This window comes from Undibacterium sp. SXout20W (genome assembly GCF_049340285.1).
Taxonomy (GTDB): domain Bacteria; phylum Pseudomonadota; class Gammaproteobacteria; order Burkholderiales; family Burkholderiaceae_D; genus Undibacterium.
On sequence record NZ_JBMPPH010000020.1, the window covers coordinates 37829 to 64670 of the forward strand.

Below are 26842 nucleotides of genomic sequence, written 5' to 3' on the forward strand. Positions count from 1 at the left end.
CACGCGATTACTGGTACTGGTTCCAGCGCATTTTTCGTTCGTCGTTTGCTTCTTTGAGTAAATGTCTTGCGCGTTGTTTATCGTTATCCTGCGCGTTAGTTTTACCTTCGAGTTCCATCGCCAAAGCCTGAATCGCCACTGGAAAATCAGCATCAGCGGATTTTTCTAGCCATTCATGGGCGAGGGCGGGGTTTTTTTCAATGCCGTCGCCATCTGCATAAGCATTGGAAAGTAAGAACATGGCTTGCGCATTGCCTTGTTCACTGGCGATCTGCAGCCAATGTACCGATTGTTGCAAGTCCGGTTTTACCCCTTCGCCGTACTTGCTCATGCGCGACAACATAAAAGTTGCCTTGTCATTTTTTTGTTTTGAAGCGGCGAGGTACCAAGTCCACGCCTCAACATAATTTTGAGTGACGCCCCATCTTGCTTTGTAATTTGCTTCAGCATAGTTAAATTGCGCCTCAGCGTTTCCGCCTTGTGCAGCCTTTTTGAGCCATGCTACTGCTTCTGTCGTATGGCCGGAATCTACCGCAAGTGCGTATGCTAATTCCCGTTGGGCGGTAACATTACCTTCTTGTGCCCATGCTTTTAAAGTCTTGATCGCCTCTCTGTTTTTACCATGTAAAGCTTGCAGACCGATCGATTCGATGTCTGCCGCATTTGGCGTTGGTGAGACTTGCTGACTGCATGCGCAAAGTATCAATAAACTCAATGAAGGTAGGGTAAAGCGGAAAATTGAAAGCATCATAATGGGTATCTGGATAAATGCGTACTCTCGTAAAACAAGAGTACGCTGTGCAAGTTAATTTATTTGATCGTCACAGGTCGACATGCCTGGTGACTTACTGGTTCAGATCAATTTGATACTTTGCGTAACCATTTGGATCCATCGCGCCTTCAGCGATAACGCGATTGAGACCAACTGCTTTAGCGACCGGCAATTTTCCGGTGACTGAGCGCAAAATTACAGGCCCTTTGGTGACAGTTTTGACGAAACTCCAGCTCTGGCCAGATCCATTTGTAGCGGCGGTGACTTTGCCAAGACTGCTCAGGTATTTACTGACGACCGCCTGATTAGCATCAGGGGATTTGATGATCGTCTTACTGCCATCGATGCCGGGGAAGTTGCCACCACCACCGGCACGATAATCATTCGTCGCGACGATAAAGTTATCGGTCGGTGCCACTGGTTTGCCGGCATAGGTCAGGCTAGTAATGCGACTACCGACTGCTTGTGTAACGTCGATTTGGTATTTCAGTGCATTATTAGTCGCGTAGAAGACGTCGTAGTTATAAATTGTCGAGTACGATGGGACTAAGTCCTGCTCAGTCGTCAAAGCAGGATTGATCTGCGCAAACTGGCTGGCAGATTTTTCCAACCAGTTTTTCAGGTCTGAACCCTGAATTTTAACGGCTTGCAAATTATTATTGCCATACAAATACAAATCGCCTGGATTCCGAACCTGAAGCACGAATGGATTAGCCGGGGTTGCATTTGGTGCTACGTCAGTGAAATCAGTCGCTCCATTGCGCCCTGCTTTGAAGGGAGCGCTGCAAGAGATCACTGGGATCGACTTGTAGCTGATGATTGTCGGATCCGTTGAATTGGCAATAAAGTTTTGCACATAATTAATTTGCGCCTGATTGACGATCTGAATAGCGCTGACATCACCAACCAACGCAAAGTAGGCCGACATTTCAAAATCAGTGGTTGTACCTAGGGGTTGTGCCGCATATGCCAGGGTCGCTTTATGTTCCGTGTCGACAAGTGGTGCAATAGCCGGATCTGCAGCAACCGATGTTTTGCCGTCGGTGTAGGTAAAACCGCGTGCTTCGACGTTAGTCTGATCTGGTTGAACGACCCATTTCCCGCTTTGGTATTTCAAGGTCATCTGGATGATTCCCAGGCGACGCCCCCAACTCTGTGCCATGACAGCAGGGATGCCATTGACCAGGCCTTTAACTGGGTCAACGCCTGGCAAGTGTGCCAACGACGCGTCGATAGTAAATGGCTTTGTCGGATCGACTGGCGCTTCTTTTTGCAAAGGAAAGATTAAGTGGGAGTGGCCGAGCATCAATGCATCGATGCCAGTGGTGCTGAGGTACAAGCTACCATTTTCCATTTTGGGGCTGTAAGTGGAGGCGTCAAGACCGCCGTGAGATAGGGCCACGATCAGATCAGCACCTTTAGAGCGCATTTCTGGAACGTATTTGTTCGCGGTTTCTACTACACCGTTGACCATGACTTTACCAGCCAGATTTTTTTGATCCCAATCCATAATCTGCGGTGGAACAAAGCCCATGATGCCAACATTCAATGTCACATTAATTGTCGAGCCATCTGGTGCAGTTCCGGTGAAGTTCTTCGGAATGATGGAGTAGGGATTAAATATTGGCGATTGTGTGGTGGCATTGACGACGTTTGCCAAAACGATAGGGAAGCTTGGGGCGCCGCAATTGCTTGGCGCAGTGATGCCGCTAAGACCAAAATTTGTATTGGTAATTTGCCCCAAAAAATTCAAGCCATAGTTAAATTCATGGTTGCCGACACCGCCGCCATCGTACTTTAACGCATTCATGACTTTGTGGATCGCCATTGTGCCACTGCATGGAACAGGGGATGCGACAGCCTGATAGTCACCCAATAAGGTTCCCTGAACCACATCGCCGTCATCAAGTAGGACATTATTTGGATTTTCTGTGCGAGCGCCGCTGATGAGCGTGGAGGTTCTTTCAAGGCCAAGCGTTGCATCTGGTTTTAGGCCGTAATAATCGTAACTGAGCACATTTTGGTGCAAATCTGTTGTTTCCAATAATGCTACTTTCAGGACTGTGCCTTCAGGGATGTACGGTGTATTCGTGTTGTTGCCGCACGCTGCCAGTGCAAGCACGGTGAGCGATGGGAGCCATGTTAAGTTTTTCATATTTTCTCTTAAAGTGGGTACGCAATCGTTTGCGCATTTAGATAAAATGCTATATTTGGTAATTAATTGTCTTTGAGATACATGAATAGACGGCGCAATTATCTGGATGAAATGTGTCTAGTTGATGACATTTGGTTAATTTAAGATAATAAAATGAAATGTTTAAACAATAATATTGATATAGATAATTTCCTAAATAAAATCAAAATAGTGTGAAAATTTTCGCAAAAAGTTTTTGTAAAAAAGCTTTCGATTTATCGTTTTGCAATCTGACACCTGGATTGATTCTCTTTATAATCCGGTTGCGCCATAGGTCAGATTTATTGACTTCAATTTTTCTTTTTACGGATTTTTCATGCTTAATAGTCTGCGTTACGCCGGGATAACTTTTTTTTCTATCTTCCAAGCCAATTGTCGATTGAGGGCATGGGTTGCGGCAATTGCAAAAATGATGGGCTTTCGTGCTTTTACGGTGGCTTCGGCGCTTTCGCTGGTTTCGCTGGTTTCGCTGGTTGCTTGTACCAGCGTTCCTGAGCATGTTGCTGTACCAGTAGCGCCGCAAAATGGTGGGGTCACAAAGACGCCGAGACCCATTAAAATCGGTTTGGCGCTCGGTGGTGGCGCTGCGCGTGGATTTGCCCACATTGGTGTCATCAAAGCGTTGGAGTCACAGGGTATCTATCCAGATATTATTGTAGGTACCAGTGCTGGTAGTGTTGTTGGTGCGATGTACGCCGCAGGAAATAACGGTTTCGCCTTGCAAAAAATGGCGTTGGAAATGGACGAGGCAACCATTTCGGATTGGTCTTTGCCGCTATTCGCAAAGTCAAGCGGCGTGTTGAAAGGAGATGCTTTGCAGTCCTATGTAAACCGTATGGTTGCTCAAGCGCCTATTGAAAAACTTAAGAAGCCGTTCGGCGCAGTGGCGACCGACCTTTCCACCGGCAAGGCTGTTCTATTCCAGCGCGGTAATACGGGCGCTGCAGTGCGTGCTTCTTCTGCGGTGCCAGCTGTATTTCAGCCAGTGACTATCAACGGTCGGCAGTATGTTGATGGCGGTCTTGTTGCGCCAGTCCCGGTGCAATTTGCCCGAGATATGGGGGCAGATTTGGTGATTGCGGTGAATATTTCTCAGCAACCCGAAGGGCAAAATGGAAATAGTACGATCGATATTCTTTTGCAAACAGTGACAATCATGGGGCAGAGTATTAATCAGTATGAATTAAAGCAGGCAGATATTGTGATAAGGCCGGAACTCCCTGGAATGAAGGGGAGTGATTTTGCCGGCCGAAACCTGGCGATATTGGCTGGCGAACGTTCTGCAATGGCCGCGATGCCGGATATAAAACAAAAGTTAAAGACGATGCAAGACAAATAACGTGCGAGCTTTTTGTTGTGTATTTGGATACTCGGAGGGTGTATTTTGAATACACCCTTATCTTTTCTTGATAAATCTAGAAAAAATTGAGTTTGATGGGGGAGTATGCGTTTTCTGCTATCAAGCGCTTAAAGCGCTTAGTTATTGTTTGCCACTATCGTCGTTAATCCGGCGTGCGCCATTAAAACGTTTTTTCCAGTAAGCCAAATCCATACTCTCGACTCTGACTTGTCCACCAGCTGACGGTGAATGGATGAATTTGTTGTCGCCAAGGTAAATTCCAACATGAGAAAAACCGCGTTTTAGCGTGTTGTAAAAAACCAGATCGCCAGGCTGCAAATCTTTTTGATCAACGTTTTCGCCGACGCGGCTGATTTCAGCGGCCGTACGCGGCAGATTTTCACCAACAGCATCTTTAAAGACCAAGCGAACAAAGCCGCTGCAGTCCAAGCCGTTTTCGGGAGTGTTGCCGCCGCGTTTATAACGTATGCCCATGAAGTCCATTGCTTTCATGGTCAGGTCGGATGCGCGTTGGCGAATTTCTTGGATTTTGGAAAATGCAGTAGAGGATTCAGGGAATGGATTATCGGTGGCCCAGGCTTGATTGCAAGTAACGGTCTGCAATGAGACGGCAATAAGCACTAATGCGGCACTTCTGTATATTCTTGAAACATTCGTTAGCATCTTTGCACTCATGAAATAAAACCGCTCCAACTTTAAGCGAAGTTCTAAACAATGTAAACCTTTAAGCTCAAATCGGATGTTGATGAAAAGATATTTGTTTTAATTAAAACAGTTTTTACACGCAAGTTTTTTAGCATCGCGTTACAATCGGCGCACTCATCAAAGTGGTGTCGAAATTTAGCGCAAATAAAAGGAAAATCATCATGCAAACCAAACCCGTACTCACGCTGGAAGATGTAAAGAAAATTGCAGCCGCAGCAGAAGCTGAAGCGCTGGCAAATAATTGGCCGGTTGTTATTGCCATCGTTGATGATGGTGGTCATTTAATGTGGTTGCAGCGTCTTGATGGCGTGGCGCCAATTTCAGCACACATTGCACCAGCTAAAGCGACCACGGCAGCCTTGGGTAAGCGCGAATCGAAGATTTATGAAGATATTATCAATAATGGACGTTTTTCATTCTTGAGTGCGCCGTTGATTGAAGGCATGTTAGAGGGTGGGGTTCCGGTGTTTGTTGATGGTTATTGCGTCGGTGCAGTTGGCGTGTCTGGAGTGAAATCAGCGGAGGATGCGCAGATTGCGAAGGCTGGGATCGCCGCGCTTGGTCTGTAAATTCTAATTTTGGTATTGATAATCGTTTATCAGAATGTTTTTCGAGGGATGTGGTGAAAGGGGAATTGAAATTTAGCGCGGGCTTAGCGGTGTTTTCGATTGCCTGAAGGGTAGTTTTGGGCTATAATTCGAGGGTTTAACTAATTCGAAATCTCGCCGTAGCGCCTACCCAAATCCACATCGCTCCATCATCTTTTTTCAGGTCGCCCGGCGTATGCTGGCTGCCTGTGTAAAAAACGACAGCTTGGGGCGTCGCAGCGGCGGTAACAATACAGGAGTTGCCCTTGCTGCCCATTCCGCAGTCCCTTCTTCGTTCCGGCCAGGACACCGCTATTTTAGCTCTCGCCGATGGAACAATTTTTACTGGCTATTCTATCGGTGCTACCGGTCACACAGTTGGTGAAGTTGTTTTCAATACTTCCATGACTGGTTATCAGGAAATTTTGACTGATCCAAGTTATAGTTCTCAAATCGTTACGCTGACCTATCCGCATATTGGTAATACAGGCATTAATTCAGAGGACGTTGAGTCCGAAAAAATTCATGCAGCAGGTTTGATCATTAAAGACTTGCCGATGTTGGTTTCTAATTTTCGCTCTGAACAATCCCTCTCTGAATACCTTGTTTCCCAGAATATTGTCGCAATTGCCGGTATCGATACTCGCAAATTGACACGTATCTTGCGCGAAAAAGGCGCTCAGGGCGGTGCAATACTGGTCGGTAAAGATGCTGAAAAAGCGATTGCTCTGGCAAAATCTTTCCCCGGCTTGTCAGGCATGGATTTAGCAAAAGTGGTTTCCTCTACCCAGTCCTATGAATGGACTGAAGCTGAGTGGGTGCTCGGTCAAGGTTATGGCCAACTGTCGAACCCACAATTCCATGTTGTCGCTTTTGACTTCGGTGTTAAGCGCAATATCTTGCGCATGCTGGCGGATCGCGGTTGTAAAGTTACAGTGTTGCCTGCGCAGTCTAGTGCGGCCGATGTGTTGGCGTTGAATCCAGATGGCGTATTTCTGTCGAACGGCCCCGGGGATCCTGAGCCATGCGATTACGCCATTGCTGCGGCAAAAGAATTGATAGAAAAAGGCATTCCTACTTTCGGTATTTGCCTTGGTCATCAAATCATGGCGTTGGCTTCTGGTGCTAAAACGCTGAAGATGAAGTTTGGTCATCATGGTGCAAATCATCCGGTACAAGATCTGGATACTAAGCAAGTGTTGATCACTTCGCAGAATCACGGTTTTGCGGTAGATGCTGCATCGTTGCCAGCAAATTGCCGGGTGACGCATGTATCTTTGTTTGATGGTTCTTTGCAAGGTTTTGCGCGCACTGATAAGCCGGCATTTTGCTTCCAAGGGCATCCGGAAGCGTCACCAGGTCCGCACGACATCGCTTACCTGTTTGACCGTTTCACAGCACTGATGAGTGCAGCAAAATCACAGGCTAAAACAGGAGAATAATAAAAATGCCAAAACGTACCGACATAAAAAGCATATTGATTATCGGCGCTGGTCCTATCATCATCGGACAAGCGTGTGAATTTGACTACTCGGGTGCGCAAGCTTGTAAGGCATTGCGCGAAGAGGGTTATCGCGTCATTCTGGTCAATAGCAATCCAGCGACCATCATGACCGATCCAGAAATGGCTGATGTGACTTACATCGAGCCAATTACCTGGCAAGTGGTTGAGCGTATTATCGACAAGGAACGTCCAGATGCGATCCTGCCGACAATGGGTGGACAGACTGCGCTTAATTGCGCACTTGATCTCCATCGTAATGGGGTGTTGACAAAATACGATTGCGAGCTGATTGGTGCTTCTCCAGAAGCCATCGATAAAGCAGAAGATCGTCTGAAGTTTAAAAATGCGATGACCAAAATTGGTCTCGGTTCTGCGCGTTCCGGCGTTGCACATTCCATGGATGAAGCCTGGACTGTGCAAAAGGATGTGGGCTTCCCAGTCATTATTCGCCCTTCATTTACGATGGGTGGTACTGGTGGTGGTATTGCCTACAATCCTGAGGAATTCGAAACCATCTGCAAACGCGGTCTGGAAGCATCGCCAACCAACGAGTTATTGATTGAAGAGTCATTGATTGGTTGGAAAGAATACGAGATGGAAGTAGTTCGCGATAAAGCTGATAACTGCATCATCGTTTGCTCTATCGAAAACTTAGACCCAATGGGTGTGCATACTGGTGACTCGATTACCGTTGCTCCAGCGCAGACGCTGACAGACAAAGAATACCAAATCATGCGTAACGCCTCCTTGGCGGTATTGCGCGAGATTGGTGTAGATACTGGCGGCTCTAACGTACAGTTCTCGGTTAATCCTGCTGATGGTCGTATGATCGTCATCGAGATGAATCCACGCGTATCACGTTCATCCGCGCTGGCGTCCAAGGCGACCGGTTTTCCGATTGCGAAGATCGCTGCCAAATTGGCAGTCGGCTTTACACTCGATGAATTGCGCAATGAAATTACTGGTGGCGCAACGCCAGCTTCGTTTGAACCGTCCATCGATTACGTTGTGACCAAGATTCCACGTTTTGCATTTGAGAAATTTCCGCAAGCAGATAACCGCTTGACGACGCAAATGAAATCCGTTGGCGAAGTGATGGCGATTGGCCGCACTTTCCAGGAATCGTTTCAAAAAGCACTGCGCGGTCTGGAAGTTGGCGTTGACGGTATGAATGAAAAAACCCAAGATCGCCAAACACTGGAAAAGGAATTGGGCGAACCAGGTCCGGATCGTATTTGGTATGTTGGTGATGCGTTTGCACAAGGCTTTACTTTGGAAGAGGTGCATCAATTAACGCATATCGATCCATGGTTCTTGGTGCAGATCAAAGATATCGTTGATATCGAACTTTGGTTAGATGAGCAAGAGCTATCAAGCGTCGATAAAGAATTGATGCTCAAGCTCAAGCAAAAAGGTTTCTCTGATCGTCGTCTGGCTAAATTATTGCGGACTACCGACACCGTCATTCGCGATCTGCGCAGAAGCCTGAACGTTCGCCCAGTGTATAAACGCGTCGATACGTGTGCTGGTGAATTTGCGACGAACACGGCCTACATGTATTCCACATACGAAGAAGAGTGTGAATCACAGCCGACTGATAAGAAAAAGATCATGGTATTGGGCGGTGGTCCAAATCGTATTGGTCAGGGTATTGAGTTTGATTATTGCTGCGTTCACGCTGCATTTGCGATGCGCGAAGATGGTTACGAAACCATTATGGTTAACTGCAATCCGGAAACCGTTTCGACTGACTACGACACTTCGGATCGTTTGTACTTTGAACCATTGACACTAGAAGACGTTTTAGAAATCGTCGACAAAGAAAAACCGGTCGGCGTGATCGTTCAATACGGTGGTCAGACGCCTTTGAAATTGGCGCTGGATCTGGAGGCGAATGGCGTGCCTATCGTTGGTACATCGCCAGACATGATTGATGCGGCTGAAGATCGCGAACGTTTCCAAAAAATGTTGCAAGATTTAGGTTTGCGTCAACCACCAAATCGTACAGCACGTACTGAAGCAGATGCCCTGGTATTGGCACAAGAAATTGGCTACCCATTAGTGGTTCGTCCTTCGTATGTGCTTGGTGGCCGTGCGATGGAAATCGTTCATGAGCAGCGTGATCTGGAGCGTTACATGCGCGAAGCGGTCAAGGTTTCTCACGACTCACCTGTATTGTTGGATCGCTTCCTGAATGATGCAATTGAAGTTGACGTTGATTGCTTGTCCGATGGCGAGCGTACTTTCATCGGCGGTGTGATGGAACATATCGAACAAGCTGGTGTGCACTCTGGTGACTCGGCGTGCTCATTGCCACCATATTCCTTGTCGCAAGAAACGATTGCTGAACTGAAACGTCAGACTGCGTTGATGGCGAAAGGCTTGAACGTTGTTGGTTTGATGAACGTACAGTTCGCAATTCAGCAGCAAGACGGTAAGGATGTCGTGTTCGTGCTGGAAGTGAATCCACGTGCATCACGCACAGTTCCTTACGTTTCCAAAGCTACTGGCTTGCAACTAGCAAAAATTGCCGCTCGTTGTATGGTTGGACAATCGCTTGATTCACAAGGTATCGGAGCGGAAGTTGTGCCTCCTTACTTCAGCGTGAAAGAAGCGGTGTTCCCATTCGTGAAGTTCCCTGGCGTTGATACGATTCTCGGACCTGAGATGAAATCAACTGGTGAAGTCATGGGTGTGGGTAAAACCTTCGGTGAAGCTTTCGTTAAATCTCAATTGGGTGCTGGGGTTAAATTGCCAACTTCCGGCAAAGTCTTCCTCAGTATCAAAAATAGTGACAAGCCACGCGCAGTGAAAGTCGCGAAAAATCTGGTTGAGTTGGGCTTTTCCGTCGTGGCAACACGCGGTACGGCGGCAGCAATAGCGGCGGCTGGCGTACCAGTGGCGATTGTGAACAAGGTTGTTGAAGGTCGTCCACACGTCGTTGATATGATCAAAAACAACGAAATCGCATTGGTGATCAATACGGTAGAAGAAAAGCGCAACGCCATCGTCGATTCACGTGCTATTCGTACTTCCGCATTAATCGCTCGTGCGACGACCTTCACAACGATTGCCGGTGCTGAAGCGGCTGTGGAAGGGATGCGTCATTTAAGCGAATTGAATGTTTATGATTTACAAGGTCTGCATAAGACTTTAAACTGATAAAAAACACAGTGTCGGCAAATGTGAGTTTGTCGATGTTGAATCTTTGATACAGAGGTCACATAAGGCATCGGTCAGGCTGGTGTTGGATGTGACCTCTGTATTTTTACTTTTATAAGTGTGAATGAAATGAGTACAGTACCTATCACCAAATTCGGTGCAGAATTGTTAAAAAAAGAATTGCACAATTTGAAAACTAAAGAGCGTCCAGACGTGATTAATGCGATTGCAGAAGCTCGCGCGCAAGGTGATTTATCTGAAAATGCGGAATATGATGCAGCGAAAGAGCGTCAGGCGTTTATTGAGGGGCGTATCGCAGAGCTGGAAGGTAAGTTAGGTTCCGCGCAGATCATCGATCCTACGACATTGGATGCGGAGGGACGGGTGGTGTTTGGTTCTACAGTCCATTTGGAAGACTTGGAAAATTCGCAAAAGGTCAGCTATCAAATCGTCGGTGAAGACGAGGCTGATATCAAATTGAGTAAAGTTTCCATTACTTCGCCGATCGCTCGTGCTCTGATCGGTAAGTACGCAGGTGACGTGGTTGGTGTGCAGGCGCCAGCCGGTGTACGCGAGTACGAAGTACTGGATGTGCTTTACATCTGAGATTGTTGATTTTGATAATGTTGCTGACTTTATTTCGTCGATAGAATTAAAGTTCAAATCCCGGCCATTCTGATGGCCGGGTAGTGTTACAGTGCAGGCCAGATCTCACATGAATTGCAAGTCTGCGGCGCTACCTCGCTATTAATTGCTCAAAGCTGATTTTTTTGCGCTGGACTGACGTGGTTTTGCACGTTTAATGTTACCACCTTGAGTGACGCGTTCGTTGCCTTTGACCATTACCTTAGAAACGGTTGGCTTTTTCGTGCCACTTGGACTAGGCTTGACGATAGTGACTTCGCGCATGCCGCGACCTTTTTTAACAAGCTTGGTTTCTTTGGTGCCTTCTACTTTAGGGCGATAAATAACCAAGAGTTTCCCGATGTGCTGTACTGGCGCTGCTTTGAGTTCCGTGCAAATAGTGTCGTACATGGCGATACGGGCTTCGCGGTCATCACCGAAAACGCGGACTTTAATTAAACCGTGGGCGTTTAAGCCAGCGTCAATTTCCTTGATCACGGACGGAGAGAGTCCAGCTTCGCCGATCAGGACGATAGGTTTCAGGGCGTGAGCTTCAGATCTGAGTTCGCTTCTTTCGGCGGGAGTGAGTTTTAACATAATTTTTCCTTGTGCAGCAAACAGTTGCACGATAAATACATCCCCTGACGTCAATCAGTCAGGCAATGCACAGTTTTCCTTTAAAAGCAGTATTTTACGCGAATGGCAAAGAATAAATTCAATCAAAATTGGGTTCACGATCATATAAATGATCCATATGTGAAACTTGCACAAAAAGAAGGTTACCGCGCGCGCGCCGTTTACAAGCTAAAAGAGATCGATGAGGCAGAAAAGCTCATTCGTCCTGGGCAGGTAATTGTTGACTTAGGAGCAACGCCAGGTAGTTGGTCGCAGTATGTCAGAAACAAATTGGCAGGCAAAGAGGGTGGTGGCATTGTAGGTGAAATCTTTGCTCTCGATCTTTTACCTATGGAGCCAATTGCTGATGTGCAATTTATTCAGGGTGATTTCAGAGAGGACGAAGTCTTGGATGCACTTGAATCTCGCTTGATAGGACGCAAGTTAGATCTGGTATTGTCTGACATGGCACCGAACTTATCCGGTAACTCAACGGTCGATGCAGCCAGAGTTGAATATATCATTGAACTTGCGGTAAATTTTGCCAAGGCGCATTTAAAACCGACAGGCTCTTTGTTAGTAAAATGTTTCCATGGCCCAAGTTATAATAATATTGTTAATATCTTTAAAGATGAATTTAAAGTAGTAATGAATAAAAAACCAAAAGCCAGTAAAGATAAGTCCTCAGAAATTTTTCTGTTGGGCAAAGGTTTAAAAAATCCGGAGTAATTTGTTCGTTTTTTTTCGTTGTTGAATGAATAAGGTCTGTGTGTCGAGAAAAGTGACGTTAGATTCGTCTTAAATACACAGATTTATGATGTTCCGTTTTTTTTACTCTTGATAAACCTCAATGTTGCCAGCATATGCTGGCTAGCAAGCTCTGCCTATTGGGGGTAGAATGACTGATTACAGTATCAAATGGCGTAACTTGCGCCCAAGGAGTTCTCGTGAATAACATGTTTTCAAAAGCGGCTATATGGGTAGTTGTTGCCATGGTGCTTTTTATGCTTTTTAAGCAGTTTGAAGGAAAAGCAGGTACGTCTGGAATGGCTTCCGTGCCTTATTCTGAATTCCTGGATGAGGTTAAGTCAAAGCATATTAAAGAAGTAACGATTGATGATTCTACCCGGACAGTCACAGCTGTGACGACTGAAGGTAAAAAAATCAAGTCTCAAGGCACGATCTTTGATCGCGGGCTTGTTGGTGATCTCGTCGCTAACGGTATTAAATTTGACAGCAAACCAGCTGAAGAGCAATCGTTCTTGTCGCAAGTATTCATTTCTTGGTTCCCGATGCTACTGTTGATCGGCGTATGGATTTTCTTCATGCGTCAGATGCAAGGCGGGGGCAAAGGTGGCGCGTTCTCATTTGGTAAATCCAAAGCGCGTATGCTTGATGATGCAAATAACAACGTTACTTTTGCTGATGTCGCAGGTTGCGACGAAGCGAAAGAAGAAGTGACGGAAGTTGTTGACTTCCTTCGCGATCCAACTAAATTCCAAAAGCTCGGTGGACGTATTCCACGCGGTGTATTGATGGTTGGCCCTCCTGGTACTGGTAAAACATTGTTGGCACGTGCGATCGCGGGCGAAGCAAAAGTCCCATTCTTTACTATTTCCGGTTCTGATTTCGTCGAAATGTTTGTTGGCGTTGGTGCTTCGCGTGTTCGTGATATGTTCGAAAACGCTAAAAAGCACGCACCTTGTATTATCTTCATCGATGAGATTGATGCGGTTGGTCGTCATCGTGGCGCCGGTATGGGCGGTGGTAACGACGAACGTGAACAGACACTGAACCAGATGCTGGTTGAGATGGATGGTTTTGAAGCCAATTCTGGCGTGATCGTTATTGCTGCGACAAACCGTGCTGACGTTCTTGATAAAGCATTGTTGCGCCCAGGTCGTTTCGATCGTCAGGTTTCCGTAGGTTTGCCAGATATTCGTGGTCGCGAACAAATTCTGAATGTGCATATGCGTAAAGTACCTATTTCTTCAGATGTTAAGGCCGATATTTTGGCGCGTGGTACACCAGGGTTTTCAGGTGCTGATTTAGCTAACTTGGTGAATGAAGCGGCATTGTTTGCCGCACGCCGCAATAAGCGCTTGGTAGAAATGATGGACTTTGAAGATGCGAAAGACAAAATCTTCATGGGTCCTGAGCGTAAATCCATGGTTATGCGTGAAGAAGAGCGTCGTAATACCGCTTATCACGAATCGGGTCATGCTGTGATCGCAAAATTGATGCCTAAGGCAGATCCAGTGCATAAAGTTACGATCATGCCACGTGGTTTTGCCCTTGGCTTGACGTGGCAGTTACCTGAGCACGATCAGATTAGCGGCTACAAGGACAAAATGTTGGAAGAGATTTCGATTTTGTTTGGCGGTCGTATTGCGGAAGAGATTTTTGTTGGCCAGATGTCGACAGGGGCCTCCAATGATTTCTCCCGTGCGACGAAGTTGGCGCGCTCGATGGTTACCCGTTTCGGTATGTCTGACAGCATGGGTGTTATGGTGTACGAAGACAACCAGCAAGAAGGTTATTTCGGCATGGCTTCAAAAACGATATCTGAAGCGACACAACAAAAGGTTGATGCTGAAATTCGTTCAATCCTTGATACGCAATACGCGCTTGCACGTCGATTGCTGGAAGAAAATCGAGACAAGGTAGAAGTCATGACCAAGGCTTTGCTGGACTGGGAAACGATTGATGCAGATCAAGTGAATGACATCATGAACGGCATTTCTCCTCGTCCACCAAAAATCGGGCAATCTACTGGCCGTTCAGCCTCTGATAATAGTTCTGGTGGCGTTTCACCAAATGCAACGGCACCGGCCTGATCAGGGCATGTTGTCGGTTTAAGTTTTTTTAAAAAAGGTGAGGATTTTTCCTCGCCTTTTATTTTTTATGACAGATTATTTCCAATGCGGGCGTTACCGCTACTCCTTCCGTAGCAATAACACGAAGCCTTTAGTGATGGGCATTCTGAATGTCACGCCTGATTCGTTTTCAGATGGCGGTCATTTCCTTGATCTTGATAGTGCATTGACCCGTGCAGAGCAAATGATCGAAGATGGTGTTGATATCATTGACATCGGAGGCGAATCAAGCCGTCCTGGATCAGTAGTGCTCCCCCTTGAAGAAGAGTTGCGACGCGTAATGCCGGTCATTTTCGCATTGCGTGACTGTGGTAAGCCACTTTCAATTGATACGTATAAGCCAGAAGTGATGATCGAGGCATTGTTGGCTGGCGTCGATATGATTAATGATATTAAAGGTTTTCGTTCAGAGGAATCAGTGGCTGCGGTAAAAGGTGCAGATGCCGCGTTGTGTGTGATGCACATGCAAAATCAACCAGTAAATATGCAACAACGCCCAAGCTATGACGATGTTAGTTCTGAAGTGATAGCGTTTTTGAGAGCGCGCGCAGAGGCTTTACTGGCAACTGGTATCGCTCGCCAAAGCCTATGCATCGATCCAGGATTTGGTTTTGGCAAATCTCTGGCGCATAATATTACTTTATTTAAAGACATCGCTAGATTAGAAACGGAATTGGATCTGCCTGTGCTGGTTGGTGTTTCGAGAAAAACGATGATTGGTGAGCTCACAGGAAGGCCTACTGAACGACGCTTAGCAGGTAGTCTTGCGGCGGCATTATCGGCTGCCACTTTGGGTGCAAAAATTATTCGTGTTCATGACGTCGCTGAGACCGTTGATGCTTTAAAAGTTTGGCAAGCAACGCTTGCCTGATATTAAAGAATGGGAAATTGAGAATTGAAAATGACAAGAAAATATTTTGGGACAGATGGAATTCGCGGCAAAGTTGGTGTTTCTCCTATCACGCCGGATTTTGTGATGCGCTTAGGTTACGCGGCCGGTAAGGTTCTCACGCAAACTGGTACGCCGGATGTAAAACGGCCAACTGTGTTGATTGGTAAAGACACACGAATATCAGGATACATGTTAGAAGCAGCATTGGAAGCAGGTTTTGCTGCCGCTGGTGTCGATGTGATGTTGTCTGGTCCGATGCCGACTCCAGCAGTCGCTTATTTGACGCGTGCGTTACGTTTATCAGCTGGCGTGGTGATTTCTGCTTCTCACAATCCTTATTACGACAATGGGATCAAATTTTTCTCTGCTCAAGGTAATAAGTTGCCTGACGATGTTGAATTGGCCATTGAAGCACAATTAGATTTGCCGATGGAGTGCGTTAGTTCAGACCACTTAGGTAAAGCGCAGCGCCTACGCGATGCAAATGGACGGTATATCGAATTTTGTAAGAGTACATTTCCATCTGAATTAGATTTGCGCGGTTTAAAAATTGTTGTCGATTGCGCCCATGGTGCTGCCTATGACATCGCGCCGCATGTATTTCATGAGCTTGGTGCTGAAGTCATTGCGATCGGAAATATGCCCACTGGTACCAATATTAATGACGAGGTAGGTGCCACAGCACCCGATGCATTAGCAATTGCTGTACGTGCGAATCATGCTGATTTAGGAATTGCCCTCGACGGTGATGCTGATCGTTTGATTATGGTTGATAGCCATGGAAAAATTTATAACGGTGACCAACTTTTGTACCTGATGGTCATGGACAGGCTTGCAATTGGCCCGGTACCAGGTGTGGTCGGTACCTTGATGACGAATATGGCCGTGGAAATTGCCCTCAAAAATTTAGGTGTCGGATTTGCTCGTGCCAAGGTTGGTGATCGTTATGTTTTGGAGCAATTGCGTGAACGTGATTGGACGTTAGGTGGGGAGGGCTCTGGACATTTATTATGCCTGGATAAACATTCGACCGGTGACGGTATAGTGTCAGCTTTGCAGGTTTTATCTGCCTTGCGCCGAAGCGGAAAATCCCTGGAAAATTGTTTTAGTGAATTGAATTTATTCCCGCAAGTGTTGTTGAATGTGCGCGTTGCTCCTGGATTTGATTGGCAAAAAAACGCCCAATTAGTGCAAGAAAAAGAAAAGGTCGATGCAGAACTTCAAGGCCGTGGTCGGGTGTTGATCCGTGCCTCCGGAACGGAGCCATTAGTACGTGTGATGGTTGAGGCTGACGACGGTGAACTTGCCAGTGCTTGCGCCAGACGTTTGGTTGCTTGTATAGAAAAAATTTAACACTTTACAGCCTTTGAAGTAAGACAATTCTTGAAACTAGGGCTGTAAACATGTAGTATTCAGCCTTCAGTTTTCGTGCCTTATCAGGGCGCGAAATATAACTGTCCATAGCTCAGTTGGATAGAGCACGAGCCTTCTAAGCTCGGGGTCGCAGGTTCGATTCCTGCTGGGCAGGCCACAGAATAAACAAAATGCCCAGAAGCTCGTTCTGGGCATTTTGTTTTTAAGACGTATATAACTGATACGTTATATCGGCAATGAATTTTTTTCTGAGCGTTTTAAAAATGTTCTCTACTCGCCAGGGTGATATTCCTTCTCCAGATTTTTCTTAATATCTGCGGGATAAAATAAGACTTCTTTAAACTCGCCTTTGCTATACATTTCTGCTTGATCGTCAAAGTGTTTGGAGAGTGGATTTCCGCTATTTCCACCAGCAAGTATGCTCTTGGCTTTCAAATGAGGCCCAAACTCGACTGCGGCAACAAAACTGTTGCCGCGATCACCATAAATACGTTTGGTTTTTTGTTGAGCGGACATCCCGAACGCGGCCAGAGAACCCCAATTGGCCGAGGTGAATGCGACCGGATAGCTGGCTTTATTGTCATCATATTGCTGTTGAATGTCGCCACTGATGCGTTGAAAACGATTGATATTGCCCCATGGTGTTTTCCAACTCCCAAAATCGTCGTTCAGCTTCTGAATCGCGCGCTGCAGAGAATCTAATCGTTCTTGCGGACTGATTTGATCCCTGATGTAGTTCAGCACCGGAATGTCCGCAGCGCGTGCTTTTTCTGCAGAGTTTTTGACCATATCTTGCGCCCAATAAATCGCCAGAGAGGTTGGAACTGAATCTATTGCGAAGCGTAAGTCCCACGATTGTAAGCAGGCAACTTGTTCTGCCAAGTCACTTTTTAGCTTGTTATCCTCGCTCATCGCATACGCTTGAAGTAAGGCCGGTATCAAAGGTTCAAAGGCTGTCAAATAACTATCGTAGGCTTTGGCGATCAAACGATCGATGCTGAGATTTTGAGCCCCTTCGAGTACGCGTAAAGCATGAATTCCACGTGCGTTCTCTGGCAAAGTCCACATATAGTGTGGGTAGTCTTGCTGAAGGGGACTGTTCGAATCTGGCGCACCCACGGCACCGGACACGGTAAATGGCCAATTATTCGTATTTTGTATCCAGCCTTTTTGTGGATTGAGTAAATGGATAGTATCTTTTACTTCATGCATGCCTCGCCATTCGGTCGCAGCAATGCTGCCATCCACCGGTTTGCGCCAGTCAAATCGCGGATCACGTTTTGGAATGAAATTGCCATGAAAATAGGCAATATTGCCCTTGTCATCCGCATAGACTGTATTATTGGACGAATTGGTACGCAATTGCATTATGCGATAAAAATCTTGGTAATCTTTGGTTTTAGTACGCCCGTACGATTGCATAAGGGCTTTTAAGGGTTCTTCCATCATTCTGATGCTGATCCATTTGCCATCTTGTGCACGAATGATGGGGCCATGATGGGTAAAGTAGGCATTGATGGTTTTACTTGCCATGCCGCTCGCCGTTTTATAGGGGAGAGTAATAGGGCGCATTATCACAGCACGTTCTTCATTCTCGTATTGATAAAAAAACTGGCCGTTTTTTTCAGTGATAGTTTCAAGGTATTCATCGATGACATCACCCCCGCCTGAGGTATGCATCCACCCCAGATGTTGATTGAAACCCTGATAAACAAAAAATTGTCCCCAAGTGACAGCACCATACGCATTTAAGCCTTGTTGGCTGACCATATGAACCTCTGGACGGAAATAGAATGAGGTGTGTGGATTGATCAGTAATAAAGCATGACCATTTGAGGTCAATTTGGGTGCGATAGCAAAACCATTTGAGCCTCGTGGTTCAGCATCGAAACCGTTATCATTTTGTGCGATTAGACTAGAGGAACCAGATCCGTAGAATTTTTCCAGGTTGTTGAGATTGATCTCTTCAATGTCGCCGCCAATACTGCCTTCACTAAATGTCAATGCCATCCAAGGTTCAAAATGGGCAATTAGCTTAGGTTTTACCTCTGGATGTTTATATAAGTAATAGTTCAATCCATCGGCAAATGACACCATCAGTTTTTTTAGCCAGGGCGGACTTTGTTGAAATTTTACTTGCATAGCCGCAGGTTGAATATACAGTTTCATGCGCAGATCACGCCATATTGCTGCTTCGCCTTCTACCTCAGCCAGTCGGCCCATTGCAATGATGTAGTTAAGCTCTATTCGATTAAAGTCGTCTTCGGCTTGCGCGTATAAAAGACCGAATACCGCGTCGGCATCGGTCTTTCCAAATACATGGGGAATACCCCACTTATCTCGCAGAATGGTGACGTGCTTTGCGCTCGCCAGCCAACGAGCTTGCTCAGAGGTTTTTGATCCCTCGGGTTGTTTGGACTCTCCCGCGAATGCCATACCAACCAAAAAGCAAGCGCTACCCGAACACGCTAAGAGAAAGTATCTAATTTTTTGGCGCAACGACATAGCGGGGCTCCTGATTAGGCTGGTGATGTGCGGCTGAGTTTTGCAGCATAAAGTGAGTTTGCAGGTAGAGGCAAGTGAAATTGATGCATAGACGATTTTAAACTTATTGCGGTAGCGACAGGAAAGGTATCACTGTACGTTGTGTACGTCGCTCGCATCAAACGTCATTCAGTACCTGAAATATCGCAATTGTTGACTTCCGAATATGCTAGTTGTCTACTGCAAAGCTCAAACAAGTGTTGCAACCTCTTATATTGTTAGTTCAGAGGTTTGGCGTACAGAGCAAATCGTGATGAACAAATAAACTTTGTCGTCCTTAATGTTTCTGCGGTCATCATGAAAAAAATCAATTCCAACGAGTTTCGTGTTGGCTACGAAGAAAAACTTAATCTCAAAACCAGACCCACCTTAAGTCAGCCAGTTTATGAAAATAGTTTGGAATATCAAGAAATTCTTAAACAGCACGTAACAGAGCTCAGCGAACAGCAAGAGTTGCTCTATGCTTCAAACCAATACGCTGTGCTGATGATCTTTCAGGCCATGGATGCGGCAGGGAAGGATGGTGTGATTAAACACGTCATGTCAGGGATAAATCCTCAGGGGTGTCAGGTTTTTAGCTACCAACACCCTAGCTTAGCTGAGTTACAGCATGATTTTCTTTGGCGAACAACACGTAATCTCCCAGAGCGAGGGCGTATCGGAATTTTTAATCGGTCCTATTACGAAGAAGTGTTGATTGTCAGGGTTCATCCGGAGATTTTGGACAGTGAAGGTTTAATCAATCAAAAAATCAAAGGAGAAAATATTTGGCTCAATCGATATCGTTCCATCATTGACCTTGAACGCCATCTTCATCTGAATGGGACGCGTATTATTAAATTCTTCCTTCATCTGTCTAAAGAAGAACAACGTAAGCGATTTTTAGAGCGCATAGATTCTCCTGATAAAAACTGGAAACTAAGTTTTGCCGATATTAAAGAACGTCAGTTTTGGAAGTCATATATGAGCGCGTTTGAAGAATGCATGAGCGCTACCAGTAGTCTTGATTCACCATGGTATATCGTTCCCGCTGATGACAAAGAAAATGCGAGGTTGATTGTGTCGCGCATTGTGCTTGATACTTTTCAGCGGCTCAATATGCACTACCCCGAGCCATCAGTGAAGCAAAAGCATGAGTTGCGGTTAATACGCGAAAAATTAATGAAGTAAAAGGTGATATTAGCTCCAGCTTCCTGGCGTGACTAAACAATGGCTTATGTGAGTTATCGCACTGAAATTAGCTCTTGATGATCGGACACTCTTCAAATGAATAAGTTGCAGTCAGGTGGAGATGAGCTATTTATTAGTCTTATTTGGCCACTCGATTGCATGATTTTTTCATTAACTTGTATAAATTTTTGTCCAAAGTAGCCAATGGAAATTAATGGTATTTCTCAATTTAAAACAAGCGAAGATGGGGTGTCTCAAGATCTCGTCAATTTCATCAACTCTGCAGAAATCCCCTTCATTATGAGTAACGTCCAAGAACGTATTACGCCCGAATCAGCTTGGGGTGCTTTGCAGCAGCATTATGAACAGCTGAACCGCAACGGCGAATTACAACTAAATTACTTGCTTAGAGATGATCCTCATCGTGCTCAAGTAATGTCTTTGGCAACTGGTCAATTGTATTTGGATTATTCAAAAAATCGCCTGACGACGGTGACGATCGATTTACTCATTTTGTTGGCACAAGAATGTGGACTTCAAGAAAAAATTCACACTATGTTTGCCGGAGGAATAATTAATCAAAGTGAGCACCGCGCTGCGTTACATACAGCATTGCGCTTACCTATTGGCGATTCAATTTATCTGGATAAGATAAATCTGCTTCCTCAGATACAGCAAAATCTAATGCAAATGCGCTTGCTGTCTGAAAAAATCAGAGAAGGGCGCATGGTTGGTTGTACTGGTCAGGTGATCAAAAATATTATCAATATTGGGATTGGCGGTTCTGATTTAGGACCCCTTATGGCTTTTGAAGCATTGCGCTTTTATAGCGATCGTGGTCTATGCTTTCGCTTCGTGTCAAATATTGATAGCAGTGATTTTATCGAAGCCGTCCGCGACCTTGATCCTGCCGAATGCTTATTTATTGTGTGCTCAAAGAGTTTTACCACGCCTGAAACACTCAGTAATGCGCATCTTGCCAGGACTTGGTGTATGGAAAAAATGCACCACCATGAGATGATCACGAAGCACTTTATTGCTGTTTCTGAAAATGAACATGGGGTTGCGGAATTTGGCATCGATATTTCGACGATGTTCATTTTATGGGATTGGGTTGGCGGGCGCTATTCCATCGATTCTGCTGTTGGATTATCCACCATGATCGCTATCGGTTCTGAAAATTTTCATGATTTATTGTGCGGTATGCATGATATGGATCAGCACTTTTTAAATACACCTTTGTTTGAGAATATGCCGGCGATACTAGGGCTGATTGCCATCTGGAATAATAATTTTTTAATGGCATCTAGTGTGGCAGTCTTGCCGTATTCGCACTATTTACAGCGCTTTCCAGCCTATCTGCAACAGTTGACGATGGAGAGTAATGGTAAGCATGTTGATGTGAACGGGAAAATGATAACAGTCCCGACTTGTCCTATTTATTGGGGGCAACCAGGAACAAACGGACAGCATTCGTTTTATCAATTGCTGCATCAGGGAACACCCGTTGTGGCCACCGACTTTATCGGTTTTTGTCAACCATTACACGATCATATGGCGCAACACGATATATTGATGGCGCAACACGATATATTGATGGCGAACTGTTTTGCACAAACAGAAGCACTTGCGTTCGGCCGTACTTTGGATGAGTTGGTACGATCAGGCATAGCGCCTGAGTTGGCAATTCAACAGGTATGTACAGGAAATCGCATGAGTAATACGATTTTAGCGGACACCTTAAGTCCGGCCAGCCTCGGTCAACTGATTGCCTTATACGAGCATAGTGTTTTTACCCAGGGGGCCATTTGGAATATAAATTCCTTTGACCAATGGGGTGTCGAACTAGGAAAAAAAGCGGCAAAGAAAATTGCATCTTTTTTGATACAAAAAGACCAGATTAGGCCGGATGAAATCGAACAATATGATTGTTCGACACAGGCACTAATGCTGCATTATCGTCATCGCAGAGACGTTTAGTATGTGGATACATCCACTTGCCGGAAAACCAGTTCCAGCGGATATGTTGGTCAATATTCCCCGTTTAATTTCTGCTTATTACACAGAACGGCCTGATATGTCAGTGCCTTCGCAGCGAGTCAAATTTGGTACATCAGGACACCGCGGAACATCACTTGCCCTGAGTTTTAACGAGTGGCACTTACTTGCAATAGCACAAGCTATTTGTGAATATCGGGCCGAACATGGCATTCATGGACCACTCTTTTTGGGTATTGATACCCATGCTTTGTCGATACCAGCGCAAGAGAGTGTATTGCAAGTGATGGTAGCAAACGAAGTGACGGTGATGCTTGCGCCGGCGGGGCAATATACACCAACCCCGGCTGTTTCACTCGCAATATTAGCCTTTAATCGTGGTCGAAAATCCGGCTTTGCAGACGGTATTATCATTACGCCATCGCATAATCCGCCAGAATTTGGTGGGCTTAAATATAACACCTGTCAGGGTGACGGTGCTGATTTACTTGCCACTCGTTGGATAGAGAAAAAGGCGAATGAGCACATTTTTCTTCACTTACATGGCGTAAAAAAAATCTTATTAAGCGAGTCCAGAAAAAGTATTTTTGTGCAGGAGTACGATTTTTTGGGGAACTACGTCGATGATCTGGCGAACGTCGTTGATATCACGTTAATACATCACGCTGCTTTTCATATTGGTGTTGATAATATGGGTGGGGCAGGCGTCCAATATTGGGAAAGAATTGCTGAGCAATATGAATTGAATCTTGACATTATGAATGCCGAAGTGGATGAACGGTTTGCGTTTATGACCTTGGATTGGGACGGCAAGATCAGAATGGATCCGTCTTCCGTCTATGCGATGCAAAATTTAATTCAACGCAAAGATGATTTCGACATCGCTTTTGCGTGCGACGCCGATCATGATCGACACGGCATAGTGACCCCAGATGTCGGACTGATGCAGTCCGATCACTATTTGGTGGTAGCAATCGATTATCTGTTTCAACACCGGCCTGCATGGGATAAAAATGCCATGATAGGTAAAAATATTGTCTGTACCATGATGATTGACCGTGTAGCGCAGCTTATGGGGCGCGACCTTTATGAAACGCCTGTCGGCTTCAAATGGTTCGGTGACCTGCTTTATCAAGGACGCTTAGGATTTGCAGGCGAGGAAAGTGCGGGCGCAACCTTATTACGGCGGGATGGCACGGTCTGGACGACGGATAAAGATGGCATCGTCATGGGATTACTTGCCGCAGAAATGATGGCTATTACTCGCATAACACCGAGCAAACAATACAAAAATCTTACGGATATCTTGGGACATTCTTCGTCCGGAAAGATAGAAGGTGTTGCTAGCACAGAACAGCGAGAATTCTTATCCTCACTCACATTTTCCCAATTGGCTTGTGAACAATTTGCAGGTGAATCTGCCATTCGTTCTATCACACAAGCACCTGGCAATCATCAAGCGATCAATGGCCTCAAAGTGATTACCCAAAATGCCTGGTTTGTCGTCCGTCCTTCCGGTACCGAAAGTCTCTACAAAATTTATGCTGAAAGCTTCCTGGGACGCTCTCATCTGCAAAGCTTATTGAACCAAGTTAAGGCGCTAGTCGACGATTTATTAGAGCGTGAAAGTGCCACACGGCATCCTGAATCAGATTGCGCCAGACCACCATCTCGGTTACATATTTAATCACGTCTTCAACCGCATATTCAACCGCATATTCCACCACCTACTCAACCTTGAATTTAAACCTTCAAGCTGGTGGACATCGTCTTGTCCTTCAATATGGACGTTAGCGTACAGATTGGTTCATGGAAAACATGTATATCTGACAGTTCGAAATAGCCAAACCTGAAGGGAATCTGCAATGAATCAAATGAGCTTGTCCCCGGAGATCCTTTACAACATCGATGCTTATTGGCGGGCTGCGAACTATTTATCAGTGGGACAAATTTATTTGTACGCCAATCCATTATTAAAACGACCATTATTGCTATCAGATGTCAAACGCATGCTGTTAGGGCATTGGGGGACAACGCCAGGGCAGAATTTTATTTATGCACACCTGAATCGGATCATTAAAAAATATGACCTCGATATGATCTATATTTCTGGCCCTGGACATGGTGGGCCAGCGGTGGTGGCAAATACCTATTTAGAAGGAACGTATAGCGAGATATATCCGCATATTACGCAAGATGAGGCGGGACTTCAAAAGCTGTTTTTACAGTTTTCTTTTCCTGGTGGTATTCCCAGCCATGCTTCACCGGAATGTCCTGGCTCGATTCATGAAGGTGGAGAATTAGGTTATTCCTTGAGCCATGCATTTGGCGCAGTGTTGGATCATCCTGATCTCATGGTGGCCTGCGTCATTGGTGATGGTGAAGCCGAAACCGGACCGCTGGCGACAGCGTGGCATTCCAATAAATTTCTTAATTTGGTCCACGATGGCGTGGTTCTGCCCATTTTGCATTTAAACGGCTACAAGATTTCCAATCCCAGTATATTGGCGCGAATTCCTCGCGTTGAATTGGAGCAACTCTTGCAGGGGTACGGTTGGTCGCCGTATTTCGTGGAAGAGGACATTCCAGAATTAATGCATGAGACGATGGCAAGTGTGCTTGATACCGTGATCGAAAAAATCCAAGCCATTCAGTATGAGGCGCGCACCATGGGTGAATTGCAGCGCCCGCGCTGGCCGATGATCGTTTTATGTTCACCCAAAGGCTGGACGGGACCAAAAGTGGTCGACGGACAGCAAATTGAAGGTACATTTCACGCTCACCAAGTACCGTTACAGGTTTCAGTCAGCGCACCACCTGAACATCTGAAAATGTTAGAAGACTGGTTGCTGAGCTATCGGCCGCAAGAATTATTTGATATGACCGGGAGATTGTTTCCTGAGTTGGCTGCTATGGCACCGACGGGCAATAGGCGTATGGGGGCGAATCCGCATGCGAATGGTGGCTTGTTGCTCAAAGACTTGGTGTTGCCAAATTTTCGTGAATATGCTGAAACGCTGAGCCAACACGGTATGCAAGGCATTGGCGATATGCATGTATTAGGCACCTTTCTGCGTGACATTTTAGTGGCTAATATGACGCAAAGTAATTTCAGATTATTTGGTCCAGATGAAACATTATCCAATGGGCTAGGGGATGTTTTTCAAGCTACATCCAGGCAATGGAATGCCAAAGTGTTGCCTGGCGACGAATTTCTCGCGAAAGATGGCATGGTGTTGGATAGTATGTTGAGTGAGCATCAATGCGAAGGTTGGCTGGAGGGTTACCTGCTTACGGGGCGGCATGGCGTATTTACCTGCTATGAGGCATTTATTCATATCATTGACAGCATGTTCAACCAACACGCTAAATGGCTGAAGGTTGCAGCGCAATTGTCGTGGCGAGAAAAAATCGCGTCGTTGAATATTATTTTGACCTCGCATGTATGGCGTCAGGATCACAATGGTTTTAGCCATCAAGATCCGGGATTTATTGACTATGTCACCAACAAAAAAGCATCGATCATCCGCGTTTATTTGCCTCCGGATGCGAATTGCTTATTGTCCGTGATGGATCATTGTCTACGTAGCCGGCATTATGTCAACGTCGTCGTCGCGGGCAAACATCCAGCGCCGCAATGGTTAAGCATCGAAGCGGCAGTCACTCATTGTACTCAAGGCATCGGTATTTGGGATTGGGCGAGCAATGATCAGGGAGATACGCCTGATGTCGTGATGGCATGTTGTGGCGATGTGCCAACCTTGGAAACCTTGGCGGCGATCTCAATCCTTCGTGAGCATTTACCATTACTAAAAATTCGCTGCATCAATGTCGTTGATTTGATGCGATTGCAGCCATCGGCGGAAAATCCTCATGGCCTCTCTGATGCAGAGTTCGATATTTTATTCACCACGCATCAACCCGTGATCTTCGCTTTCCATTCTTATCCTTGGTTGATTCATCGTCTCACTTACGACCGGATCAACCAAAGGAATATCCATGTTCACGGCTATCAGGAAGAGGGGACGATTACAACGCAATTTGATATGACTGTGCTCAATGAATTAGATCGCTTTCATTTGGTGATGGATGTTATCGATCATCTTTCGCAAGCGTCTGAAAAGAGTCGAGATCTGAAGCAATTGCTGGAGCGAAAATTAGTAGAGCATGTCCGATACATTCGTCAATATGGGGAGGATATGCCAGAAATACGTAATTGGACTTGGGCTAGGCACACCGAGATTTCCCCTGGGAATTAAATGATGAGCAAGATTGAAGAGCTGGAGCTGCAGGCATACAAGAATAATATTACCTCTGATGTAGCGGCATTATTAGACAAATACCGGGCCATATTTACTTGGAATATTCCTGAGGTTGATATTCATTATGTTGAAAAATTAGTACTCGATGAAATAGCAAAAACTGTGGAGCAACTGACGTCCGATCTGAAGCACGACGAATAATA

19 protein-coding genes and 1 tRNA gene are annotated in these 26842 nt (G+C 45.7%); 15 read left to right on the plus strand and 5 right to left on the minus strand.

Annotated features, from left to right (window positions below; translation table 11 throughout):
• Positions 1 to 7: 7 nt before the first annotated feature.
• Together ACO0K1_RS11845 and ACO0K1_RS11850 are read right to left on the minus strand one after the other, a co-directional pair.
• Positions 8 to 751 carry a tetratricopeptide repeat protein gene (locus tag ACO0K1_RS11845; protein WP_423025922.1) on the minus strand — a complete coding sequence of 248 codons (744 nt, stop codon included), beginning with the start codon at positions 749 to 751 and terminating at the stop codon, positions 8 to 10.
• A 94-nt stretch (positions 752 to 845) separates the two neighbouring features.
• Positions 846 to 2927 carry a bifunctional 2',3'-cyclic-nucleotide 2'-phosphodiesterase/3'-nucleotidase gene (locus ACO0K1_RS11850; protein WP_423025924.1) on the minus strand — a complete coding sequence of 694 codons (2082 nt, stop codon included), beginning with the start codon at positions 2925 to 2927 and terminating at the stop codon, positions 846 to 848.
• Positions 2928 to 3282: 355 nt separating this feature from the next.
• On the opposite strand from ACO0K1_RS11850, the gene ACO0K1_RS11855 reads away from it, so the two are divergent.
• Positions 3283 to 4305: a patatin-like phospholipase family protein gene (locus ACO0K1_RS11855; RefSeq protein WP_423025926.1), complete on the plus strand. Its 1023-nt coding sequence runs from the start codon at positions 3283 to 3285 to the stop codon at positions 4303 to 4305.
• Between the two features lie 141 nt (positions 4306 to 4446).
• On the opposite strand, the gene ACO0K1_RS11860 is transcribed toward ACO0K1_RS11855, so the two are convergent.
• Positions 4447 to 5001, minus strand: a complete 555-nt coding sequence (locus ACO0K1_RS11860; protein WP_423025928.1) for a C40 family peptidase — start codon at positions 4999 to 5001, stop codon at positions 4447 to 4449.
• Positions 5002 to 5192: 191 nt separating this feature from the next.
• On the opposite strand from ACO0K1_RS11860, the gene ACO0K1_RS11865 reads away from it, so the two are divergent.
• From ACO0K1_RS11865 to greA, 4 genes are all read left to right on the plus strand, one after another.
• Entirely contained in the window at positions 5193 to 5600 is a 408-nt protein-coding gene (locus ACO0K1_RS11865; protein WP_423025930.1) for a GlcG/HbpS family heme-binding protein, read from the plus strand.
• A 293-nt stretch (positions 5601 to 5893) separates the two neighbouring features.
• Positions 5894 to 7060 carry a glutamine-hydrolyzing carbamoyl-phosphate synthase small subunit gene (gene carA, locus ACO0K1_RS11870; RefSeq protein ID WP_423025973.1) on the plus strand — a complete coding sequence of 389 codons (1167 nt, stop codon included), beginning with the start codon at positions 5894 to 5896 and terminating at the stop codon, positions 7058 to 7060.
• Positions 7061 to 7065: 5 nt separating this feature from the next.
• Entirely contained in the window at positions 7066 to 10284 is a 3219-nt protein-coding gene (gene carB, locus ACO0K1_RS11875; RefSeq protein ID WP_423025932.1) for a carbamoyl-phosphate synthase large subunit, read from the plus strand.
• 129 nt (positions 10285 to 10413) lie between these two features.
• The gene (greA, locus tag ACO0K1_RS11880) at positions 10414 to 10890 is read left to right on the plus strand and encodes a transcription elongation factor GreA (protein WP_423025934.1); all 477 of its coding nucleotides are present in this window, start codon (positions 10414 to 10416) and stop codon (positions 10888 to 10890) included.
• 141 nt (positions 10891 to 11031) lie between these two features.
• Here the strand turns inward: greA and ACO0K1_RS11885 are convergent, their stop codons facing one another.
• Positions 11032 to 11505 carry a YhbY family RNA-binding protein gene (locus ACO0K1_RS11885; protein WP_423025936.1) on the minus strand — a complete coding sequence of 158 codons (474 nt, stop codon included), beginning with the start codon at positions 11503 to 11505 and terminating at the stop codon, positions 11032 to 11034.
• A gap of 102 nt (positions 11506 to 11607) precedes the next feature.
• Between ACO0K1_RS11885 and ACO0K1_RS11890 the strand changes: the two genes are divergently transcribed.
• The 5 genes from ACO0K1_RS11890 to ACO0K1_RS11910 all read left to right on the plus strand — a co-directional run bounded on the left by ACO0K1_RS11890 (position 11608) and on the right by ACO0K1_RS11910 (position 16822).
• The gene (locus tag ACO0K1_RS11890) at positions 11608 to 12252 is read left to right on the plus strand and encodes an RlmE family RNA methyltransferase (protein ID WP_423025938.1); all 645 of its coding nucleotides are present in this window, start codon (positions 11608 to 11610) and stop codon (positions 12250 to 12252) included.
• Positions 12253 to 12470: 218 nt separating this feature from the next.
• Positions 12471 to 14360 (plus strand): ATP-dependent zinc metalloprotease FtsH, encoded by a 1890-nt coding sequence (gene ftsH / locus ACO0K1_RS11895; RefSeq protein WP_423025940.1) that lies wholly within the window; start codon positions 12471 to 12473, stop codon positions 14358 to 14360.
• 67 nt (positions 14361 to 14427) lie between these two features.
• Positions 14428 to 15270 carry a dihydropteroate synthase gene (gene folP, locus ACO0K1_RS11900; RefSeq protein ID WP_423025942.1) on the plus strand — a complete coding sequence of 281 codons (843 nt, stop codon included), beginning with the start codon at positions 14428 to 14430 and terminating at the stop codon, positions 15268 to 15270.
• 30 nt (positions 15271 to 15300) lie between these two features.
• Positions 15301 to 16644 carry a phosphoglucosamine mutase gene (glmM, locus tag ACO0K1_RS11905; protein ID WP_423025944.1) on the plus strand — a complete coding sequence of 448 codons (1344 nt, stop codon included), beginning with the start codon at positions 15301 to 15303 and terminating at the stop codon, positions 16642 to 16644.
• A gap of 101 nt (positions 16645 to 16745) precedes the next feature.
• Positions 16746 to 16822 (plus strand) — tRNA-Arg (locus ACO0K1_RS11910).
• Between the two features lie 113 nt (positions 16823 to 16935).
• Here the strand turns inward: ACO0K1_RS11910 and ACO0K1_RS11915 are convergent.
• A complete protein-coding gene (locus ACO0K1_RS11915) occupies positions 16936 to 19170 on the minus strand; it encodes a penicillin acylase family protein (protein ID WP_423025946.1) in 2235 nt (744 codons plus the stop codon).
• A 336-nt stretch (positions 19171 to 19506) separates the two neighbouring features.
• On the opposite strand from ACO0K1_RS11915, the gene ACO0K1_RS11920 reads away from it, so the two are divergent.
• The 5 genes from ACO0K1_RS11920 (at position 19507) to ACO0K1_RS11940 (ending at position 26840) form a co-directional block, all read left to right on the plus strand.
• On the plus strand, positions 19507 to 20379 hold the full coding sequence (locus tag ACO0K1_RS11920) for an ADP-polyphosphate phosphotransferase (protein ID WP_423025948.1): 873 nt from the start codon (positions 19507 to 19509) through the stop codon (positions 20377 to 20379).
• A 204-nt stretch (positions 20380 to 20583) separates the two neighbouring features.
• Complete coding sequence (gene pgi, locus ACO0K1_RS11925; RefSeq protein ID WP_423025950.1) at positions 20584 to 22359, plus strand: glucose-6-phosphate isomerase; 1776 nt, start codon at positions 20584 to 20586, stop codon at positions 22357 to 22359.
• Between the two features lies 1 nt (position 22360).
• Positions 22361 to 24064, plus strand: a complete 1704-nt coding sequence (locus ACO0K1_RS11930; protein WP_423025952.1) for a phosphoglucomutase — start codon at positions 22361 to 22363, stop codon at positions 24062 to 24064.
• A gap of 178 nt (positions 24065 to 24242) precedes the next feature.
• Entirely contained in the window at positions 24243 to 26636 is a 2394-nt protein-coding gene (locus tag ACO0K1_RS11935) for a phosphoketolase family protein (protein ID WP_423025954.1), read from the plus strand.
• Positions 26637 to 26840 (plus strand): hypothetical protein, encoded by a 204-nt coding sequence (locus ACO0K1_RS11940; protein WP_423025956.1) that lies wholly within the window; start codon positions 26637 to 26639, stop codon positions 26838 to 26840.
• Positions 26841 to 26842 lie beyond the last annotated feature (2 nt).

Bases quoted from the DNA above. Each gene is read 5' to 3' on its own strand.
- carB (WP_423025932.1), top strand. From the start codon at position 7,066: ATGCCAAAACGTACCGACATAAAAAGCATATTGATTATCGGCGCTGGT.
- ACO0K1_RS11855 (WP_423025926.1), top strand. From the start codon at position 3,283: ATGCTTAATAGTCTGCGTTACGCCGGGATAACTTTTTTTTCTATCTTC.
- ACO0K1_RS11860 (WP_423025928.1), bottom strand. From the start codon at position 5,001: ATGAGTGCAAAGATGCTAACGAATGTTTCAAGAATATACAGAAGTGCC.
- ACO0K1_RS11930 (WP_423025952.1), top strand. From the start codon at position 22,361: ATGTGGATACATCCACTTGCCGGAAAACCAGTTCCAGCGGATATGTTG.
- ACO0K1_RS11915 (WP_423025946.1), bottom strand. From the start codon at position 19,170: ATGTCGTTGCGCCAAAAAATTAGATACTTTCTCTTAGCGTGTTCGGGT.
- greA (WP_423025934.1), top strand. From the start codon at position 10,414: ATGAGTACAGTACCTATCACCAAATTCGGTGCAGAATTGTTAAAAAAA.
- ACO0K1_RS11890 (WP_423025938.1), top strand. From the start codon at position 11,608: ATGGCAAAGAATAAATTCAATCAAAATTGGGTTCACGATCATATAAAT.
- ACO0K1_RS11920 (WP_423025948.1), top strand. From the start codon at position 19,507: ATGAAAAAAATCAATTCCAACGAGTTTCGTGTTGGCTACGAAGAAAAA.
- ACO0K1_RS11935 (WP_423025954.1), top strand. From the start codon at position 24,243: ATGAATCAAATGAGCTTGTCCCCGGAGATCCTTTACAACATCGATGCT.
- ACO0K1_RS11845 (WP_423025922.1), bottom strand. From the start codon at position 751: ATGATGCTTTCAATTTTCCGCTTTACCCTACCTTCATTGAGTTTATTG.
- ACO0K1_RS11850 (WP_423025924.1), bottom strand. From the start codon at position 2,927: ATGAAAAACTTAACATGGCTCCCATCGCTCACCGTGCTTGCACTGGCA.
- ACO0K1_RS11885 (WP_423025936.1), bottom strand. From the start codon at position 11,505: ATGTTAAAACTCACTCCCGCCGAAAGAAGCGAACTCAGATCTGAAGCT.
- glmM (WP_423025944.1), top strand. From the start codon at position 15,301: ATGACAAGAAAATATTTTGGGACAGATGGAATTCGCGGCAAAGTTGGT.
- ACO0K1_RS11940 (WP_423025956.1), top strand. From the start codon at position 26,637: ATGATGAGCAAGATTGAAGAGCTGGAGCTGCAGGCATACAAGAATAAT.
- ACO0K1_RS11865 (WP_423025930.1), top strand. From the start codon at position 5,193: ATGCAAACCAAACCCGTACTCACGCTGGAAGATGTAAAGAAAATTGCA.
- pgi (WP_423025950.1), top strand. From the start codon at position 20,584: ATGGAAATTAATGGTATTTCTCAATTTAAAACAAGCGAAGATGGGGTG.
- folP (WP_423025942.1), top strand. From the start codon at position 14,428: ATGACAGATTATTTCCAATGCGGGCGTTACCGCTACTCCTTCCGTAGC.